10 protein-coding genes and 1 tRNA gene are annotated in these 16,114 nt (G+C 70.7%); 7 read left to right on the top strand and 4 right to left on the bottom strand.

The features are described from left to right. Window positions 1-10 precede the first annotated feature (10 nt). From ACFSCV_RS03765 to ACFSCV_RS03790, 6 genes are all read left to right on the top strand, one after another. Window positions 11-964 (top strand): ABC transporter substrate-binding protein, encoded by a 954-nt coding sequence (locus ACFSCV_RS03765; protein ID WP_378797147.1) that lies wholly within the window; start codon window positions 11-13, stop codon window positions 962-964. Between the two features lie 17 nt (window positions 965-981). Then, window positions 982-2,016: a quaternary amine ABC transporter ATP-binding protein gene (locus tag ACFSCV_RS03770; protein ID WP_378797149.1), complete on the top strand. Its 1,035-nt coding sequence runs from the start codon at window positions 982-984 to the stop codon at window positions 2,014-2,016. Next, on the top strand, window positions 2,013-4,001 hold the full coding sequence (locus ACFSCV_RS03775; RefSeq protein ID WP_378797151.1) for an ABC transporter permease: 1,989 nt from the start codon (window positions 2,013-2,015) through the stop codon (window positions 3,999-4,001). Before ACFSCV_RS03770 ends, ACFSCV_RS03775 begins: the two co-directional genes overlap by 4 nt. Then, a complete protein-coding gene (locus ACFSCV_RS03780; protein ID WP_378797153.1) occupies window positions 3,998-4,879 on the top strand; it encodes a phosphotransferase in 882 nt (293 codons plus the stop codon). Before ACFSCV_RS03775 ends, ACFSCV_RS03780 begins: the two co-directional genes overlap by 4 nt. Then, entirely contained in the window at window positions 4,876-7,320 is a 2,445-nt protein-coding gene (locus ACFSCV_RS03785) for a GcvT family protein (protein ID WP_378797155.1), read from the top strand. The genes ACFSCV_RS03780 and ACFSCV_RS03785 overlap by 4 nt, the downstream gene beginning before the upstream one ends. Window positions 7,321-7,424: 104 nt before the next feature. Beyond that, a complete protein-coding gene (locus tag ACFSCV_RS03790; protein ID WP_378797157.1) occupies window positions 7,425-7,760 on the top strand; it encodes a hypothetical protein in 336 nt (111 codons plus the stop codon). 63 nt (window positions 7,761-7,823) lie between these two features. On the opposite strand, the gene ACFSCV_RS03795 is transcribed toward ACFSCV_RS03790, so the two are convergent. The 3 genes from ACFSCV_RS03795 to gyrA all read right to left on the bottom strand — a co-directional run bounded on the left by ACFSCV_RS03795 (window position 7,824) and on the right by gyrA (window position 12,662). Further along, the gene (locus ACFSCV_RS03795; RefSeq protein ID WP_378797159.1) at window positions 7,824-9,416 is read right to left on the bottom strand and encodes a CYTH and CHAD domain-containing protein; all 1,593 of its coding nucleotides are present in this window, start codon (window positions 9,414-9,416) and stop codon (window positions 7,824-7,826) included. Between the two features lie 291 nt (window positions 9,417-9,707). Next, window positions 9,708-9,782 (bottom strand) — tRNA-Ser (locus tag ACFSCV_RS03800). A 138-nt stretch (window positions 9,783-9,920) separates the two neighbouring features. Continuing rightward, window positions 9,921-12,662: a DNA gyrase subunit A gene (gene gyrA, locus ACFSCV_RS03805; protein WP_378797161.1), complete on the bottom strand. Its 2,742-nt coding sequence runs from the start codon at window positions 12,660-12,662 to the stop codon at window positions 9,921-9,923. Between the two features lie 258 nt (window positions 12,663-12,920). On the opposite strand from gyrA, the gene trmFO reads away from it, so the two are divergent. After that, window positions 12,921-14,348: a methylenetetrahydrofolate--tRNA-(uracil(54)-C(5))-methyltransferase (FADH(2)-oxidizing) TrmFO gene (gene trmFO, locus ACFSCV_RS03810; RefSeq protein WP_378797163.1), complete on the top strand. Its 1,428-nt coding sequence runs from the start codon at window positions 12,921-12,923 to the stop codon at window positions 14,346-14,348. A 286-nt stretch (window positions 14,349-14,634) separates the two neighbouring features. On the opposite strand, the gene ACFSCV_RS03815 is transcribed toward trmFO, so the two are convergent. After that, window positions 14,635-16,113, bottom strand: coding sequence for a S10 family peptidase (locus ACFSCV_RS03815; protein WP_378797165.1), 1,479 nt, complete (start codon window positions 16,111-16,113; stop codon window positions 14,635-14,637). Window position 16,114 lies beyond the last annotated feature (1 nt).

Raw genomic sequence — 16,114 nt, forward strand, 5'->3', positions numbered from 1 at the left:
AGGCCGAGCCATGTTTCGTGACGTGACGCGCGTACTGACGACCGGACTCCTCGCCCTCGCCTTGACGGCCCCCGCCGCCAGGGCCGAGGTCGAGTCGAAGGACCCCATCAAGCTGACCCTTCACGACTGGACCGGCCAGCTCATCACCACCCGGCTCATGGGCGAGACGCTCAAGAAGGCCGGCTACAACGTCGAATACGTGCAGGCCGACTACCTCGCCCAGTTCGCGGGCATGAAGACCGGCGACCTGCATGTGGCGATGGAAGTCTGGGCGACCACCGCGAAGGAGGCTCTCGACGCCGCGATCGCCGAGGGCGGCGTCGTCAATGTCGGCGAGACCGGCATGCAGGCGATCGAGGACTGGTGGTTCCCGGACTACATGAAGGAGAAGTGCCCCGGCCTGCCGGACTGGGAGGCCCTGAAGGGCTGCGCCGAGGTGTTCTCGATCCCCGAGACCGCGCCGAAGGGACGTTACCTCGGCGGCCCGGTGACCTGGGGCGGCTACGACGAGGAGCGCGTGCAGGCGCTCGGGCTCGACTTCGAGGTGGTGCACGCCGGCACCGACGCCGCGATGTTCGCGGAGCTGCAGTCGGCCTACGAACGCAAGGCCCCGATCCTGCTCTGGATCTATGCGCCGCACTGGGCGCCGATCAAATACAAGGGCGAGTGGGTCAAGTTCCCGCCCTATGAGAAGGCCTGCTACGAGGACCCCGCCTGGGGCGTGAACAAGGAAGCGAAGTACGACTGCGCCAAGCCGCGCGGCCCGATCTACAAGGCGGCCTGGACCGGCGTCGCCAAGAAGTGGCCGGGCGCCTACAAGGCGATCGAGGCCTACCAGTTCACCAACGAGGAGATCGGCGAGCTCGCCGCCAAGGTCGACCTCAACGGCGAGAAGGTCGAGGCCGTGGTCGACGATTGGATGGCGAAGAACGAGCCCCGCTGGAAGAAGTGGCTGGGCATGTGACGCAAGGGTCCGGGGCCATGGCGCATCCGATCCTGGCCGCGCGCGAGGTCTCGAAGCTGTATGGGCCGAAGCCGGAGCGCTTTCTGCGCGACGGCCGGCTCGCGGCGACCCCGGCGGAGCTTTCCGCCGCCGGTATCACCGCGGCGGTCGCCGACGTCAGCATCGAGATTCCGCGCGGCGAGACCTTCGTCATCATGGGGCTGTCCGGCTCCGGCAAGTCGACGCTGGTGCGCATCCTCGCCGGTCTGACGCCACCGACCGCAGGCGCCGTGCTGTTCGAGGGGCGCGACCTCAAGACCCTGTCCGAGGCCGAGCTCATCGCGATCCGGCGCCACCAGATGGGCATGGTGTTCCAGCATTTCGCGCTGCTGCCGCACCTCACCGTGCTCGGCAACGTCGCCTTCCCGCTCGACGTGCAGGGCCGTTCGAAGGCCGAGCGCGACGCCCGCGCGCGGGAGATGATCGCGCTCGTCGGGCTCGAGGGCCGCGAGGACCGGTTTCCGCGCGAGCTGTCGGGCGGGCAGCAGCAGCGCGTCGGCATCGCCCGTTCGCTCGCGGTCGGGCCGGACCTCTGGTTCCTCGACGAGCCGTTCTCGGCGCTCGATCCGCTGATCCGGCGCGAAATGCAGGACGAGGTGCTGCGGCTGCAGGGCCTGCTCAAGAAGACGATCGTGTTCATCACCCACGATTTCGACGAGGCCGCGCGGATCGCCGACCGGATCGCGATCATGAAGGACGGCGTCGTCGAGCAGATCGGCTCGGCCGAGGAGCTCGTGCTGGCGCCCGCCACGCCTTACGTCCGCGCCTTCACCCGCGACGCGCCGCGCGCCAAGATCCTCACCGCGAAGGCCGTGATGACGGCGCCGCCGGCCGGCGCGGACTTCGCCGGCGAAGTCGCCGCGACCGACCGCATCGCCGCGTTCGCCCATGACGTCGAGCGGTCCGAAAAGCCCTTCGCCGTGGTCGAGGACGGCCGGGTGCTGGGCGCGATCGACCGGGTCGCCATGATCGACGTGCTCGTCGGCCGGGAGCGGCCGGGCGGCGCGGCATGAGCTACGCTGAGGCGAGCCCGTCCGTCGCGAAATGGGGCCGCCCGCCGCTCGGCCGCCTGCTGTGGCCGGCCGTGATCCTCGCGACCGTGGCGCTCGCGCTGGCGCCGGCAGGCTTCCTGCCGGCCTGGACCGTGAAGGTCCCCGTCGCATGGCAGCCGCCGCTCGCGCGCGAGATCTCCGAGTTCATGCGCTGGCTGATGGACAAAGCGAGCCTCGGCCTGTTCAGCGTGCGCGACCTGACGCGCGCGATCGCCTGGACGCTCGACCTGCCGCTCGCCGCCGCCAAGGCGCTGCTCGCTACAGGGATCGGCGGCGTCGTGCCGCCGATCCCGTGGCTCTCGCTGCTGCTCTTAGGGGTCGCCGGCGGCTACGCGGCCGGCGGGGCGCGGCTCGCCGTGCTGATGGCGGCCGGCCTGCTCTACCTCGCGGTCTTCGGCCAGTGGGCGAGCGCGATGATCACGCTCGCCTCGGTGCTGGTGTCGAGCCTGCTCGGCGCCGTCGGCGGCCTGCTGCTCGGCCTCGCCTGCGTGCGCTGGAGAAGCCTCGAGCGCGCGGTCGGGCCGATCCTCGACCTGTCGCAGACCATGCCGGTCTTCGCCTATCTGCTGCCGATGCTGATCCTGTTCGGCTTCGGCCCGGTCTCGGCGCTGATCGCGACCGTGATCTACGCCATGCCGCCGATGGTGCGGGTGACGATCCTCGCGATCCGCGCCGTGCCGGAGGAGATCCGCGCCCTCGGCGTCATGACCGGCTGCACCCGGGCGCAGACCACCTGGAAGATGCTGGTGCCCTCGGCGCTCCCGGCGCTGATGGTCGGCGTCAACCAGGTGATCATGCTGTCGCTGAACGTCGTGATCATCGCCTCGATGATCGGCGCGGGCGGGCTCGGCTACGACGTTCTGGCGGCGCTCCGGCGGCTCGACATCGGCGCGGGGCTCGAGGCGGGGCTCGCCATCACCGTGCTCGCGGTGCTGCTCGACCGCTTCGCCCAGGCGCTCGCCGCGAAGACGGGCGCGGCGCCGGAGCGCGATCCTCGCCGGCTGCGCCGGCGCCGCTTCGCCCTCGCCGCGGCGCTCGCGGCGGCCGCGGGGTTCTGGCTGCTCGCCGCGGCGGCTCCCGCGCTCGCGGCCTATCCCGACGACTGGCGGCTGTCGACCGCGCCCTACTGGAGCGACCTCGTCCGCTGGATCAACGTCACCTTTTTCGGCGCGCTGGAAGCGGTGAAGACCGCCGTGCTGCTGAACGTGCTGCTGCCGGTGAAGCGCTTCCTGCTGGCCCTGCCCTGGCCATGGGTGATCGCGCTCGTCGCGCTCGCGGGGGTGCGCCTCGGCGGCTGGCGGCTCGGCCTGCTGGTCGGCGCGCTTGCGCTGTTCGTGGCGCTCTCCGGCCTCTGGCCGGCGGCGATGACGACGGTCTATCTCTGCGGCGTCTCGGTCGCGATCGCGGCCGCGATCGGCGTGCCGATCGGCCTCGCGGCGGCGGGGCGCCCGCGGCTGTGGCGCGCCGTCGAGACCGTGATCGACACGCTGCAGACGCTGCCGTCCTTCGTCTACCTGATCCCGATCGTGATGCTGTTTCGGGTCGGCGACTTCACCGCGCTGATCGCGATCGTGCTCTACGCCATCGCGCCGGCGATCCGCTACGCCGCGCACGGCGTCGCGCGCGTGCCGCCGGCCCTGATCGAGGCCGGCGCCATGAGCGGCTGCACGCGCCGGCAGATCACGACCCGCATCCGCCTGCCGCTGGCGCTGCCCGACATCCTGCTTGGGCTGAACCAGACCGTGATGCTGGCGCTGTCGATGCTGGTGATCACGGCGCTCGTGGGCACCCGCGACCTCGGACAGGAGGTCTATTCCGCGCTGGCGCAGGCCAATGTGGGACGCGGGCTGGTGGCGGGGCTGTGCGTCGCCTTCATCGGGATCATCGCCGACCGGCTCATCGCCGCAGGCGCGGAGCGCACGAAACGGAGGCTCGGGCTGGCGTGAGCAGCGACGCGGAGGCGCGGATACGCGCGCTCGACATCTGGCGCGGGCCGGTCGAGCCGGTCCGCCTCGACGGCGGCATCACCAACCACAACTTCCTCGTGGAAGACGACGGCCGGCGCTATGTGGCGCGCATCGGCGAGGACATTCCGGTCCATGGCGTGATGCGCTTCAACGAGCGCGCCGCGAGCGTCGCCGCCCACGCGGCGGGCGTGTCGCCGGCCGTCCGCCACGCGGCCGACGGCGTGCTGGTGATCGACCACGTCGCCGGCCGCACCCTCACCGCCGAGGACGTGCGCGCCGAGCTGCCGCGCGTCGTCGAGCTCGTGAAGCGGACGCATCGCGAGACCCAGCGCCATCTGCGGGGACCGGCGCTCGCGTTCTGGCCGTTCCATGTGCTGCGCGACTACATCCACGGACTGCGCGAGGGCGGACATCGCTTCGTCGCGGACCTGCCGCGCTTCTCCGCCATCGCGGAGCGGCTGGAGGCGACGGTCGGGCCGACCGAGATGGTGTTCGCCCACAACGACCTGCTGCCGGGCAACTTCCTCGACGACGGCGCGCGGCTGTGGCTGATCGACTGGGACTACGCCGGCTTCAACAGCCCGCTGTTCGACCTCGGCAACCTCGCCTCCAACAACGAGCTTTCCCCCGCCGAGCGCGAGACGCTGCTGACGCTCTACTACGACCGGCCGCCGGACGACGCGCTGCGGCTGCGCTTCCAGGCCATGCTGACCGCCTCGCTGCTGCGCGAGACGCTGTGGAGCATGGCCTCCGAGCTCTCCTCGACCATCGATTTCGACTACCGCGGCTACACCGCGGAGAACCTGCTGCGCTTCGAGCGCGCCTATCGCGCTTTCACCGACATGGATGACGCATGACCGACCTGCCCTCCTCCGCCCGCATCGTCGTCATCGGCGGCGGCATCGTCGGATGCTCCACGGCCTACCATCTCGCGAAGCTCGGCGCCGGCGAGGTGCTGCTGCTCGAACGCGGGCGGCTGACCTCCGGCTCGACCTGGCACGCCGCCGGCCTCGTGGGCCAGCTCCGCTCCAGCGCCAACATCACCCAGCTGCTCGGCGACAGCGTGAAGCTCTACAAGTCGCTGGAGGCCGAGACCGGGCTCGCCACCGGCTGGAAGATGAACGGCGGCCTGCGGCTCGCCTGCACCGAGGACCGCTGGACCGAAGTGAAGCGGCAGGCGACCACCGCGCGCTCCTTCGGGCTCGAGATGCAGCTGTTGTCGCCGAAGGAGGCGCAGGAGCTCTGGCCGCTGATGTCGGTCGACGACGTCGTCGGCGCCGCCTTCCTGCCGACGGACGGACAGGCGAGCCCGTCCGACATCACGCAGGCGCTCGCGCGCGGCGCGCGTCAGGGCGGCGTCCGCATCGTCGAGGAGACCGGCGTCACCGGCGTCGAGGTCGAGGGCGGCCGCGTCGTCGCTATCGCCACGACGCGCGGACGAGTCGCCTGCGAGAAGCTCGTGATCTGCGCGGGGCTCTGGTCGCGCGAGATTGGCGCGCTCGCGGGCGTCAACATTCCGCTCGTGCCCGTCCAGCACCAGTACATCGTCACCGAGGCGATCGAGGGCGTCGCGCGGAACCTGCCGACGCTGCGCGATCCCGACCGCCTGACCTACTACAAGGAGGAGGTCGGCGGCCTCGTGATGGGCGGCTACGAGCCGAACCCGATCCCGTGGGCGCTCGACGGGCCGCCGCAGGATTTCGAGTTCCAGCTTCTGGGCGAGGACTGGGACCATTTCGAGCCGATGATGCGGCTCGCGCTCGGCCGCGTGCCGGCGCTCGAGACCGCGGGCGTCAAGCAGCTCATCAACGGCCCCGAGAGCTTCACGCCCGACGGCAACTTCATCCTCGGCGAGGCGCCCGAGACGCGGAACGTCTTCGTCGGCTGCGGCTTCAACGCCTTCGGCATCGCCGCCGGCGGGGGCGCCGGCATGGCGCTGGCCGAATGGGTGGCGAAGGGCGACGCGCCCTATGACCTGTGGCCGGTGGACATCCGCCGCTTCGGCGCGAACTGCCGCGACACGGCCTATGTCCGCACCCGCACGCTCGAAGCTTACGCCAAGCACTACGCGATGGCCTGGCCGTCCGAGGAGCATGCGAGCGGGCGGCCGCTGCGCCGCTCCCCGCTCTACGACCGGCTGAAGGCGGCGGGCGCCGCGTTCGGCGAGAAGCTCGGCTGGGAGCGGCCGAACTGGTTCGCGGGTCCGGGCGAGGAGGCCCGGGACGTCTATTCGTTCGAACGGCCGAACTGGTTCGACGCGGTCGCGCGCGAGCACGCGGCCTGCCGCGAGCGCGTCGCCTTGTTCGACCAGTCGTCCTTCGCGAAGTTCCTGCTGGTCGGGCGCGACGCGGAGAAGGCGCTGTCGTGGATCTGCGCCAACGACGTCGCGAAGCCCGTCGGCTCGCTCACCTACACGCAGATGCTGAACGCCCGCGGCGGGATCGAATGCGACCTGACCGTCGCGCGCCTCGCCGAGGACCGCTTCTACATCGTCACCGGCACCGGCTTCGCGACACACGACTTCGACTGGATCGCCCGCAACATCCCCGCGGACTGCGACGCGCATCTGATCGACGTCACCTCGTCGCGCGCCGTGCTCAGCCTGTTCGGTCCCCGCGCGCGCGACGTGCTCGCGGCCGTGACGCGCGACGACGTCTCGAACGAGGGATTCCCGTTCGCGACCTGCCGCGAGATCGCGGTGGCCGGCGCGCCGACGCTCGCGCTGCGCGTCACCTATGTGGGCGAACTCGGCTGGGAGCTGCATGTGCCGACCGAGTTCGCCGCCACCGCCTATGACGCCCTGATGGCGGCCGGCGCGGCGCACGGGATCGCCCCCGCGGGCTACCGGGCGATCGAGACGCTCCGGCTCGAAAAGGGCTATCGCGCCTGGGGCTCCGAGATCGGGCCGGACCACACGCCGCAGATGGCGGGCCTCGGCTGGGCGGTGAAGCTCAAGTCCGGCCAGCCTTTCCTCGGCCGCGACGCGCTCGTGGAGAAGGCGCGGGCGCCGTCGCCGCGGCTGCTGGCCGGCTTCACGGTCGACGATCCTGGCGTCACCCTGCTCGGGCGTGAAACCATTCTGCGCGACGGCGCGCGGGTCGGCTGGCTCGCGAGCGGCGGGTTCGGCCACACGATCGGCAAGCCGATCGGCTACGGCTACGTCCGCGACCCGGCCGGCGTCGACGCGGCTCATGTCCTGTCAGGCGACTATCAGCTCGAGGTCGCCGGGGTCTTCGTGCCGGCGACGCCGTTCCTCAAGCCGCTCTATGACCCGGCGATGACCCGCATCAAGGCCTGAGAACCCCGCCGCCGCTCACCTGTGTGTCTGCACTTCAATGCGTTTGGAACGATGCCGCGCGCGCATCGTTTGAGAACCATAAGAAACAGACCATGGGAGCGATCATGAAGACGTTTGCAGCTTTCGCGCTGGCCTCGGCCCTCGCCGTCGGCGCAGGTCCGGCCCTCGCGCAGACGAACTCCACGGTGGATCAGGGCGCCAATCCGGCGGAGAAGACGGCGCCGGACAAGGCCGGCTCGTCCGGCAAGATGAGCCCCGGCACCACCGGCGCGATGGACAACGCCGTGAAGGGCACCGCCACGAGCAAGGAAGACGTCAAGCGCCAGACCGAGGGCGGCACCACCGCCGCCGACGGCGCCCATGGCGGCAAGATGGACAAGGACAAGCACTCACCCGGCGCGACCGGAGCGACGCCCGGCTCGGACCACAACAAGAAGTGACGCAAGGCCTTCGCGCCTGACGGAAGGGGTCGTCGCCGCACGGCCCCTTTTTGCGTCGCGCGGTCAGCGCCAGTAGGGCTCGGCTTTCATGAGCGCGGAATAGCTCTTGCCGGCGGCCGCCAGGAGGCCACGCGCGTCGGCGTCGGCGTGGCCGGCGATCGCGCCGGCGGCGAAGGCGGCGTCGCCGTCGCCCTCGGCCGCCGCGTCGATGGCGAGCCAGCGGGCGCGGGCGCGCGCCGTCGCGATGTCGTTGAGATCGCCGAGATGCTCCTGCAGCGCCGCGAGATGCTTCGCGAACGCGGCCTGCCGTTTGCGCGCCTTGGGCTCGGTGAAGACCTCGGCGAAGAAATCGGCGGCGTAGCGCAGCTTCTTGCCCTCGATGCGCGCTTGGTGGCGCGCGTGCGGGTCGAGCGCCGCGAGCGCCTTGCCCGCCTTCTTCACCTTCTTTCGGCGCTTGGCGAGCGTATCGGCCGCGAACGCCTCGATGGCCGTGGCGCGCAGGTCGGCCGTCGCGGCGTCGGCGCGCCACGGCCCGATCGCGAGCCATTCCGCGAGATCGAGCATGAGGCCGCGCGCGCGGGGCGAGCGAAGCGCCGCGTCGGCGGCGGCGTAGGCCTCGCCGCGCTGACGTTCCACGCGGGCCGCGAGCGCCGCGAGGCCGGGCTCCGGCTCGTCGCCCTCGCCCAGCGCGGCGAGCCGCCCTTCCGCGAACACGTCGAGATCGCGCGCGTCGCCGAGCGAGCCGGCGAGCCATTTCAGCTCGGCCCGCAGCGCCTCGCTCCGGGCGTCCGACACCACGGGCTTGAACAGCGAGAACGCCGAGCGCAGGCGGCGCAGCGCGACGCGCGCCTGATGCACGGCCTTGGGCTCCGGCGCTGAAAGCAGCACGTCCTCGTTCAGGCGGAACTGGACGACGCAGTCGGTCGCGGCGGCGATGAAGGCCTCCTCGACCGACATGCCGGCGCGGATCGGGGCGTCGCCGGCCTTGGCGGGCCGTCCGAGCGCGCCGTCGAGCGCCGCATAGCCGCGGGCGGACTTGCTGAGCGCGCTGAGGCGAAGCGGCGCGACCGATCCGAGGTCCCTCGCGAGTGCGAACAGCTCCTCCGGCGTTCCGCCGAGCAGCTCCATCTCCAGCTCCGCGAAGGCGTAGCGCGCGTCCGCGAGTTCGATCGCCGCCTCGTCGAGGGCGAGTTCGACCACGAACGCGCCGCGCTGGAGCAGGTGGACGGCGCGCTTCACATTGGTCGTGAAGACCGGGGCCAGCGCCGGCAGCGCCGACGGTTCGCAGCCGAGCGCGGAAGCGAGCAGCAGGTTTTCGCCCGGCGACAACGCGAGCTCAGGCCCGCGCGCGCGCCGCTCCCACTCCGCGCGGTCGAACATGCCGACGCCCGCGCCGCCGAGCTTGATGGTCTGGACGTAGCCCCTGCCCCGCCGCCGGATGCGCAGCGAAACGCCCGCCCGCTTGAGCGCGCGGTCGTCGGAATCGAAGTAGGCGCTGACGAGACGGGCGGCCACGCCCCGCTTGGCCGCGCCGCGCTCGCGCAGCGCGGCGGCGAGCCGCACGAGCGTCTCCGGCGCGACCTCGAGCTTCAGCTCGCGTTCGCGAGCCTCGAGCGCGGCGGCCGGGTCTGGCAGCGGCTCATGCACGTCGTTCATCGGCGGTCTCACCCGGGCGGGACGCGGAAACGGCCCATCTAAAGGCCGGGATCGCGGCCCGCCAAGGCGAAGTTCGTCGCGGCGGCCCGACGACCGCCTCCGGCGACGACCTGACAGCGAGGCTGTCCAAACGACCGGAAATGGCGTGCGCGCAGACTGTTGGCGACGCGCGGCCGGAGAGTCCCGCTCTGCTCTCCAGAACAGTGCATATGCACTATCACGAAGACGCGTTCGGCCGCCCGAAAAGACAAAACGGCGGCCCGTCGATGGCGGACCGCCGTTTTATCGATCTGGAGGCCCAGCCTGGATTTGAACCAGGATAGGGGAACGTTCCCGTCCCCCGGGTAGCCATTCCCCCACCGGGCCGTGGCGAAAACATGCCAGCGACCGCCCCGGCCGGCAACCTTTCATCGCCGCTATACTTAACAAACATCCATGACTTGAGTTAAATCAGCATAAATACTTAATGACCATGGCGACGGTTTGGGCGCCGTCGGCGAGCGCTCACTCCTCCCCCTCGTCCTCCGAGGTCGCCGCGTCCTCTTCCTCCGCGATGTGCTCGACCGACACGACGCGCTCGCCCTCGGCGGTGTTGAACACGATCACCCCTTGCGTCGAACGGCCCGCGATGCGGATGCCGTCGACCGGCACGCGGATGGTCTGGCCGCCATTGGTGATCAGCATGATCTGATCGCCGTCGGAGACCGGGAAGGACGAGGCCAGCGGCCCGTTGCGGCCGGTCGTCACCATGGCGACGATGCCCTTGCCGCCGCGTCCGGTGACCCGGTACTCGAACGAGGACGACCGCTTGCCGTAGCCGTTCTCCGACAGGGTCAGGATGAACTGTTCGGCCTCGCTCATGGCGATGTAGCGGTCCTGGCCGAGCTCGATGTCGGCCGCGTCGGCCTCCACGCCGTCCTCGACCTCCGTCGCCTCGTCCACGCCGCTCTCGCCCTGCCCGCGCCGCACCGCGTTGGCCCGCCGGAGATAGGCGAGCCGTTCCGCCGGCGTCGCCTCGAAGTGGCGCAGGATCGACAGCGAGATCACGTTGTCGTCCTTGCCCAGCGTCACGCCGCGCACGCCGACGGAGTCGCGGCCCTTGAACACGCGCACGTCGGTCACGGGGAAGCGGATGCACTGGCCGCGATAGGTCGTGAGCAGGACGTCGTCGTCCTCGGTGCAGATCTGCACGTCAACGATGGCCTCGCCCTCGTCGAGCTTCATCGCGATCTTGCCGGAGCGGTTCACGTTGACGAAGTCGGACAGCTTGTTCCGGCGCACGGTGCCGCCGGAGGTGGCGAACATCACGTCGTACTTCGCCCACTCGCTCTCGTTCTCGACGAGCGGCATGATGGTGGTGATGCGCTCGCCCTGCTCCAGCGGCAGCATGTTGACCAGCGCCTTGCCGCGCGCCTGCGGGGCCGACAGCGGCAGCCGCCACACCTTCTCCTTGTAGACCTGTCCGCGCGAGGAGAAGAACAGCACCGGCGTGTGGGTGTTGGCCACGAACAGGCGGCTGACGAAATCCTCCTCGCGGAAGGACATGGCCGAGCGGCCCTTGCCGCCGCGCCGCTGGGCCCGGTAGGTGGCGAGCGGCACGCGCTTGACGTAGCCGGCGTGGGACACGGTCACGACCATGTCCTCGCGCTGGATCAGGTCCTCGTCCTCGAAATCGGCGTCGGAATCGAGGATCTCCGTGCGCCGCGGCGTGCCGAATTCGGCCTTGGCCGCCAGCAGCTCCTCGCGCACGATCGCCTGCACCCGCTCGCGGGAGCGCAGGATGTCGAGATAGTCGGAGATCTCGGCCGCGAGCTTGTCGAGCTCCTCGGCGATCTCATCGCGGCCGAGCGCGGTGAGGCGGGCGAGCCGTAGCTCGAGGATGGCGCGCGCCTGCTCGAAGGAGAGCCGGTAGGTGCCGTCCTCCGCCAGCTTGTGGCGCGGATCGTCGATCAGCGCGATCAGCGGCGCCACGTCCATCGCCGGCCAGTCCCGGTCCATCAGGCGGTCGCGGGCGGTCGCCGGATCGGGCGCGGTGCGGATGGTGTGGATCACCTCGTCGATGTTGGCGACCGCGATCGCGAGGCCCACCAACACATGCGCCCGGTCGCGCGCCTTGCCGAGGCGGAACTTGGTGCGGCGGCTGACGACCTCCTCGCGGAACGCGATGAAGGCGGTCAGCACGTCCCTGAGGTTCATCAGCTCGGGCTTGCCGCCGTTCAGCGCCACCATGTTGACGCCGAAGGTGGTCTGCAGCGACGAGAACCGGAAAAGCTGGTTCAGCACCACATCGGCGACCGCGTCGCGCTTCAGCTCGATCACGACCCGCATGCCCTGCCGGTCGCTCTCGTCGCGGAGGTCCGAGACGCCCTCGACGCGCTTGTCGCGCACCAGCTCCGCGATCTTCTCGACCAGCGTGGCCTTGTTCACCTGATAGGGCAGCTCGGAGACGATCAGCGCCTCGCGGTCCTTGCGGATCTCCTCCACGTCGACCTTGGCGCGCATGACGACGGAGCCGCGGCCGGTGGCGTAGGCCGAGCGAATGCCGCTGCGGCCGAGGATGCGGGCCGCGGTCGGGAAGTCCGGCCCCGGAACGATCGCGAGCAGCGCCTCGAGATCGAGGTCGGGCTCCGCGATCAACGCGACGCAGGCGTCGACGACCTCGCCCAGATTGTGCGGCGGGATGTTGGTCGCCATGCCGACGGCGATGCCGCCGGCGCCGTTGACCAGCAGGTTCGGGAACTTGGCCGGGAGGACGGTCGGCTCCTTCTCGGAGCCGTCGTAGTTGTCCTGGAAATCGACCGTGTCCTCGTCGATGTCGCCAAGCAGCGCCATCGCGGGCTTCGCCAGCCGGATCTCGGTGTAGCGCATGGCCGCGGGCGGATCGCCGTCGACCGAGCCGAAATTGCCCTGGCCGTCGGCCAGCGGCAGGCGCATGGAGAACTCCTGCGCCATGCGCACCAGCGCGTCGTAGATCGATTGGTCGCCGTGCGGGTGGTACTTACCGATGACGTCGCCGACCACGCGGGCGGACTTGCGGTAAGGCCGGTCCGGGAAATAGCCGTTCTCGTTCATCGAGAACAGGATGCGGCGATGCACCGGCTTCAGCCCGTCGCGCACGTCGGGAAGCGCGCGCGCCACGATCACGCTCATGGCGTAATCGAGGTAGGAGCGGCGCATCTCGTCGGCGATGGACACCGGCTTGATGTCGGAGGGGCCGCCGGACGTCGGATCGGTGGAATCGGCCAAGACTGGAACGCTTTCGGTCGTTTGCTAGCGCCGGCAAACTAGACGATTCCGATCGGGAAAGCCAATTCCGGAGGGGTCTCTCCGGCGCGAGAAATTGAAGAAATCTCAGATATTTACGCCGATCCCCACAGGGAATGTCCGACGCCGTCCCGCAGGCTCTCCGCGCCGCGACCGGGAAAGACGGCGTTTGGAGCCTGACGCGCGCGGACGCCGGCGTCCTGCGTTGCCCGCGTGGCGGCGCGCGACTAGGGTCCCGCGATGACAGACCAGACCTCCCCCATTCATGTCGTCGGCGGCGGCCTCGCCGGCTCCGAGGCCGCGTGGCAGATCGCCGAAGCCGGCGCGCCCGTCGTGCTGCACGAGATGCGGCCCGGGCGCCGCACCGACGCGCACCAGACCGACGGCCTCGCCGAACTCGTCTGCTCCAACTCCTTCCGCTCGGACGACGCGGAGCAGAACGCGGTCGGCCTTCTGCATCAGGAGATGCGGGCGCTCGGCTCGCTCATCATGCGCGCGGCGGACGGAGCCCAGGTGCCCGCCGGCGGGGCGCTGGCGGTGGACCGGGACGCCTTCTCGGCCGCCGTCACCGCCGCGCTCGAAGCCCATCCGCTGGTGACGATCGAGCGCGGCGAGATCGCCGGCCTGCCGCCGGCGGACTGGGACAGCGTGATCGTCGCGACCGGCCCCCTCACCTCGCCTTCGCTCGCGGAGGCCGTGCGTGGGCTGACCGGCGAGGGCGAGCTCGCCTTCTTCGACGCGATCGCGCCCATCGTCCACGCCGACTCGATCGACATGAGCGTGGCCTGGCGGCAGTCGCGCTACGACAAGGTCGGCCCCGGCGGCACCGGCGCGGACTACGTGAACTGCCCGATGACCCGCGAGCAGTACGAGGCCTTCGTGGCGGGGCTGGTCGCCGGCGACAAGGTGTCGTTCAAGGACTGGGAGGCCTCGACTCCCTATTTCGACGGCTGCCTGCCCGTCGAGATCATGGCGGAGCGCGGGCCCGAGACCCTCCGCCACGGGCCGATGAAGCCCATGGGCCTCACCAACGCCCACAATCCGACCGTAAAGCCCTACGCCGTGGTCCAGCTCCGCCAGGACAACGCGCTCGGCACGCTCTACAACATGGTCGGCTTCCAGACGAAGCTGCGCCATGCGGAGCAGGTCCGGCTGTTCCGCACCATTCCGGGGCTGGAGAACGCGGAGTTCGCCCGGCTCGGCGGCCTGCACCGCAACACCTATCTGAACAGCCCGAAGCTGCTGGACGGGAGCTTGCGCCTCAAGGCCGAGCCGCGGCTGCGCTTCGCCGGCCAGATCACCGGCTGCGAGGGCTATGTAGAGAGCGCGGCGATCGGCCTGCTGGCGGGCCGCTTCGCCGCGGCCGAACGGCTCGGGGGCGCCTTCGGGACACCGCCCGCCACCACGGCGCTCGGGGCGCTGCTCGGCCACATCACCGGCGGCCACATCGGCGTCGAGGGCGAGGGCCCGAAGAGCTACCAGCCCATGAACGTGAACTTCGGCCTGTTCCCGCCTGTGGAGGGCGCGCTGCGCCTGCCCGACGGCTCGCGCCCGCGCGGCGCCCAGAAGGCCGTCGCCAAGAAGCGCATGCTCACCGACCGCGCCCGCGCCGACCTCGCGGCCTGGCTCGGCGAGGCGCCGGCGGAGACGGCCCACGCGGCGGAGTGAGGCTGGCGGCCGTCGCGGAAGCCTCGCCACGACGTCATGCCCACGGCGTTGGATATCGGCCCCCGCCCAAACCTTGCCGAACGAGCCTCGTCGTCCTCCGGCTTGCGTTCAGATCGGCTTCGGCCGATCTGAACCACTGCGAGAGGGGAAACTCGAAAACATTCGAGTTTCCGGAGGACCCATCTTCGACGTCGAACTCCACGTCGGACATGGATGGTCCGGTCAAGCCGGACCATGACGAAGGTTAGCCGTGAGGAGGACCGGCTGGCGTCAGAGGCGGTCGCTCCTACTCCTCGGCGCCATAGAGCGCCTTCACGTCGCGGGTGAAGGCGGCGCGGGAGGCGTCTCGGCTGTAGAACATGTGGCCGCCGGGATAGACCGTCAGCTTCACGCGGTCCGGGCTCCCGAACGCCGGCAACTGGTCCAGCACCAGCTTCGATTCCATGTAGGGCGTGACGAGGTCGGTCGCGCCATGGGCCACCAGCACCTTGAGATGCGGATCGAGCGCCAGCGCCTCCCGGAGCGCGGTGGCGGATTCCGGCAGCGACTGGCCCGAACCCCAGCGCCAGCCCCGGTGGACCTCGGAGCTCAGCAGCTCGTAGCGGCGGTCGACGCGGTAGCCGAGGTCGCGGTGGTAGAAGTCGACCGCCGCGCGAGTGAGCGGCGCGAGCGCGCCGTCGAGGATCGGGTCCTCCCACTGGCCGCGGGCGGCGGAGGGAAACGGATCGAAGGCGGTGACGTTGGCGTCGTAGAGCGAGCCGACCCGCGCCTCGCCGCGGTGGATCTCGCGCGCGAAGGTGCGGATGTCGACGCGGCCGCCGAGCCGCTTCACGACGTCCGTATCGAGCCCCGTCAGCTCCGCGACCCTCGCCGAGAGCCGCTCGACGGCGGCCGCGTCGCGCGGCCCCTTTATGAGGTCCGCCATGAACTCGCCGGTGGCGTAAGCTTCGACGTCGGCGAGGTCGGCGCGCTGGACCGGCGCCTTCTTCTCCCGCGCGGTCGCGGCGAGCGAGGGCAACGCCGTCACCCACGGCATCGGCGAGGTCTGCTCGCCGTCGCGGATCGCGAAATCGAGCACCGGCGAGATCGCGACGAGGCCGCGCACCCCGACGCCGTCGCGCGACTGCAACTGCCGGGCGATGCGCGGAATGCGGAAGCCGCCGTAGCTCTCGCCCGCGAGATAGACCGGCGACATCAGCCGGTTCTTCGCGGCGAGATGCTTCGCGACCACGCGCGACAGCGTCTCCGCGTCGCCGTCGATCGACCAGAACTCCTTGGCGTCGGCGCCGCCGACAGTGCGGCTGTAGCCGGTCCCGACCGGATCGACGAAGACGAGGTCGGTGAAGGCGAGCCAGGTCTCGGCGTTGTCGACCAGCTTCGGGACGTCGGACGGCGCGTTGCCGGCGGCGCCGAAGGGCATGCGCTTCGGCCCCACGCCGCCAAAGTTCAGCCAGGCGGAGGCGGCGCCCGGCCCGCCGTTGAACAGGTAGGTGATCGGCCGGTCGTCCGGCTTCGTCCGCTCCAGCGTGTAGGCGGTGACGACCACCTCGGCCTGCTTCTCGCCCTTCGGATCATAGAGCGGCACCGCCTCGACGCGCGCCGTGTAGGTCAGCGTGTCGTCGGCGGTGACCGCCGTCTCGCGCGCGCCGGCGTCGGCCGGCAGCGCGACTGGATTCCCGGGCTTGTCGCGCGCCTCCTGGGCGGCGGCGGGAGCGAGGGAGCCGATTAGGAGCGCGGCGGCGAGGAAGGCGGTGCGGCGGGTCATG

It is taken from the genome of Methylopila henanensis (genome assembly GCF_042681025.1).
GTDB classification, from domain to species: domain Bacteria; phylum Pseudomonadota; class Alphaproteobacteria; order Rhizobiales; family Methylopilaceae; genus Methylopila; species Methylopila henanensis.

Bases quoted from the DNA above. Each gene is read 5' to 3' on its own strand.
- ACFSCV_RS03765 (WP_378797147.1), top strand. From the start codon at position 11: ATGTTTCGTGACGTGACGCGCGTACTGACGACCGGACTCCTCGCCCTC.
- ACFSCV_RS03770 (WP_378797149.1), top strand. From the start codon at position 982: ATGGCGCATCCGATCCTGGCCGCGCGCGAGGTCTCGAAGCTGTATGGG.
- ACFSCV_RS03775 (WP_378797151.1), top strand. From the start codon at position 2,013: ATGAGCTACGCTGAGGCGAGCCCGTCCGTCGCGAAATGGGGCCGCCCG.
- ACFSCV_RS03785 (WP_378797155.1), top strand. From the start codon at position 4,876: ATGACCGACCTGCCCTCCTCCGCCCGCATCGTCGTCATCGGCGGCGGC.
- ACFSCV_RS03790 (WP_378797157.1), top strand. From the start codon at position 7,425: ATGAAGACGTTTGCAGCTTTCGCGCTGGCCTCGGCCCTCGCCGTCGGC.
- ACFSCV_RS03795 (WP_378797159.1), bottom strand. From the start codon at position 9,416: ATGAACGACGTGCATGAGCCGCTGCCAGACCCGGCCGCCGCGCTCGAG.
- trmFO (WP_378797163.1), top strand. From the start codon at position 12,921: ATGACAGACCAGACCTCCCCCATTCATGTCGTCGGCGGCGGCCTCGCC.
- ACFSCV_RS03815 (WP_378797165.1), bottom strand. From the start codon at position 16,113: ATGACCCGCCGCACCGCCTTCCTCGCCGCCGCGCTCCTAATCGGCTCC.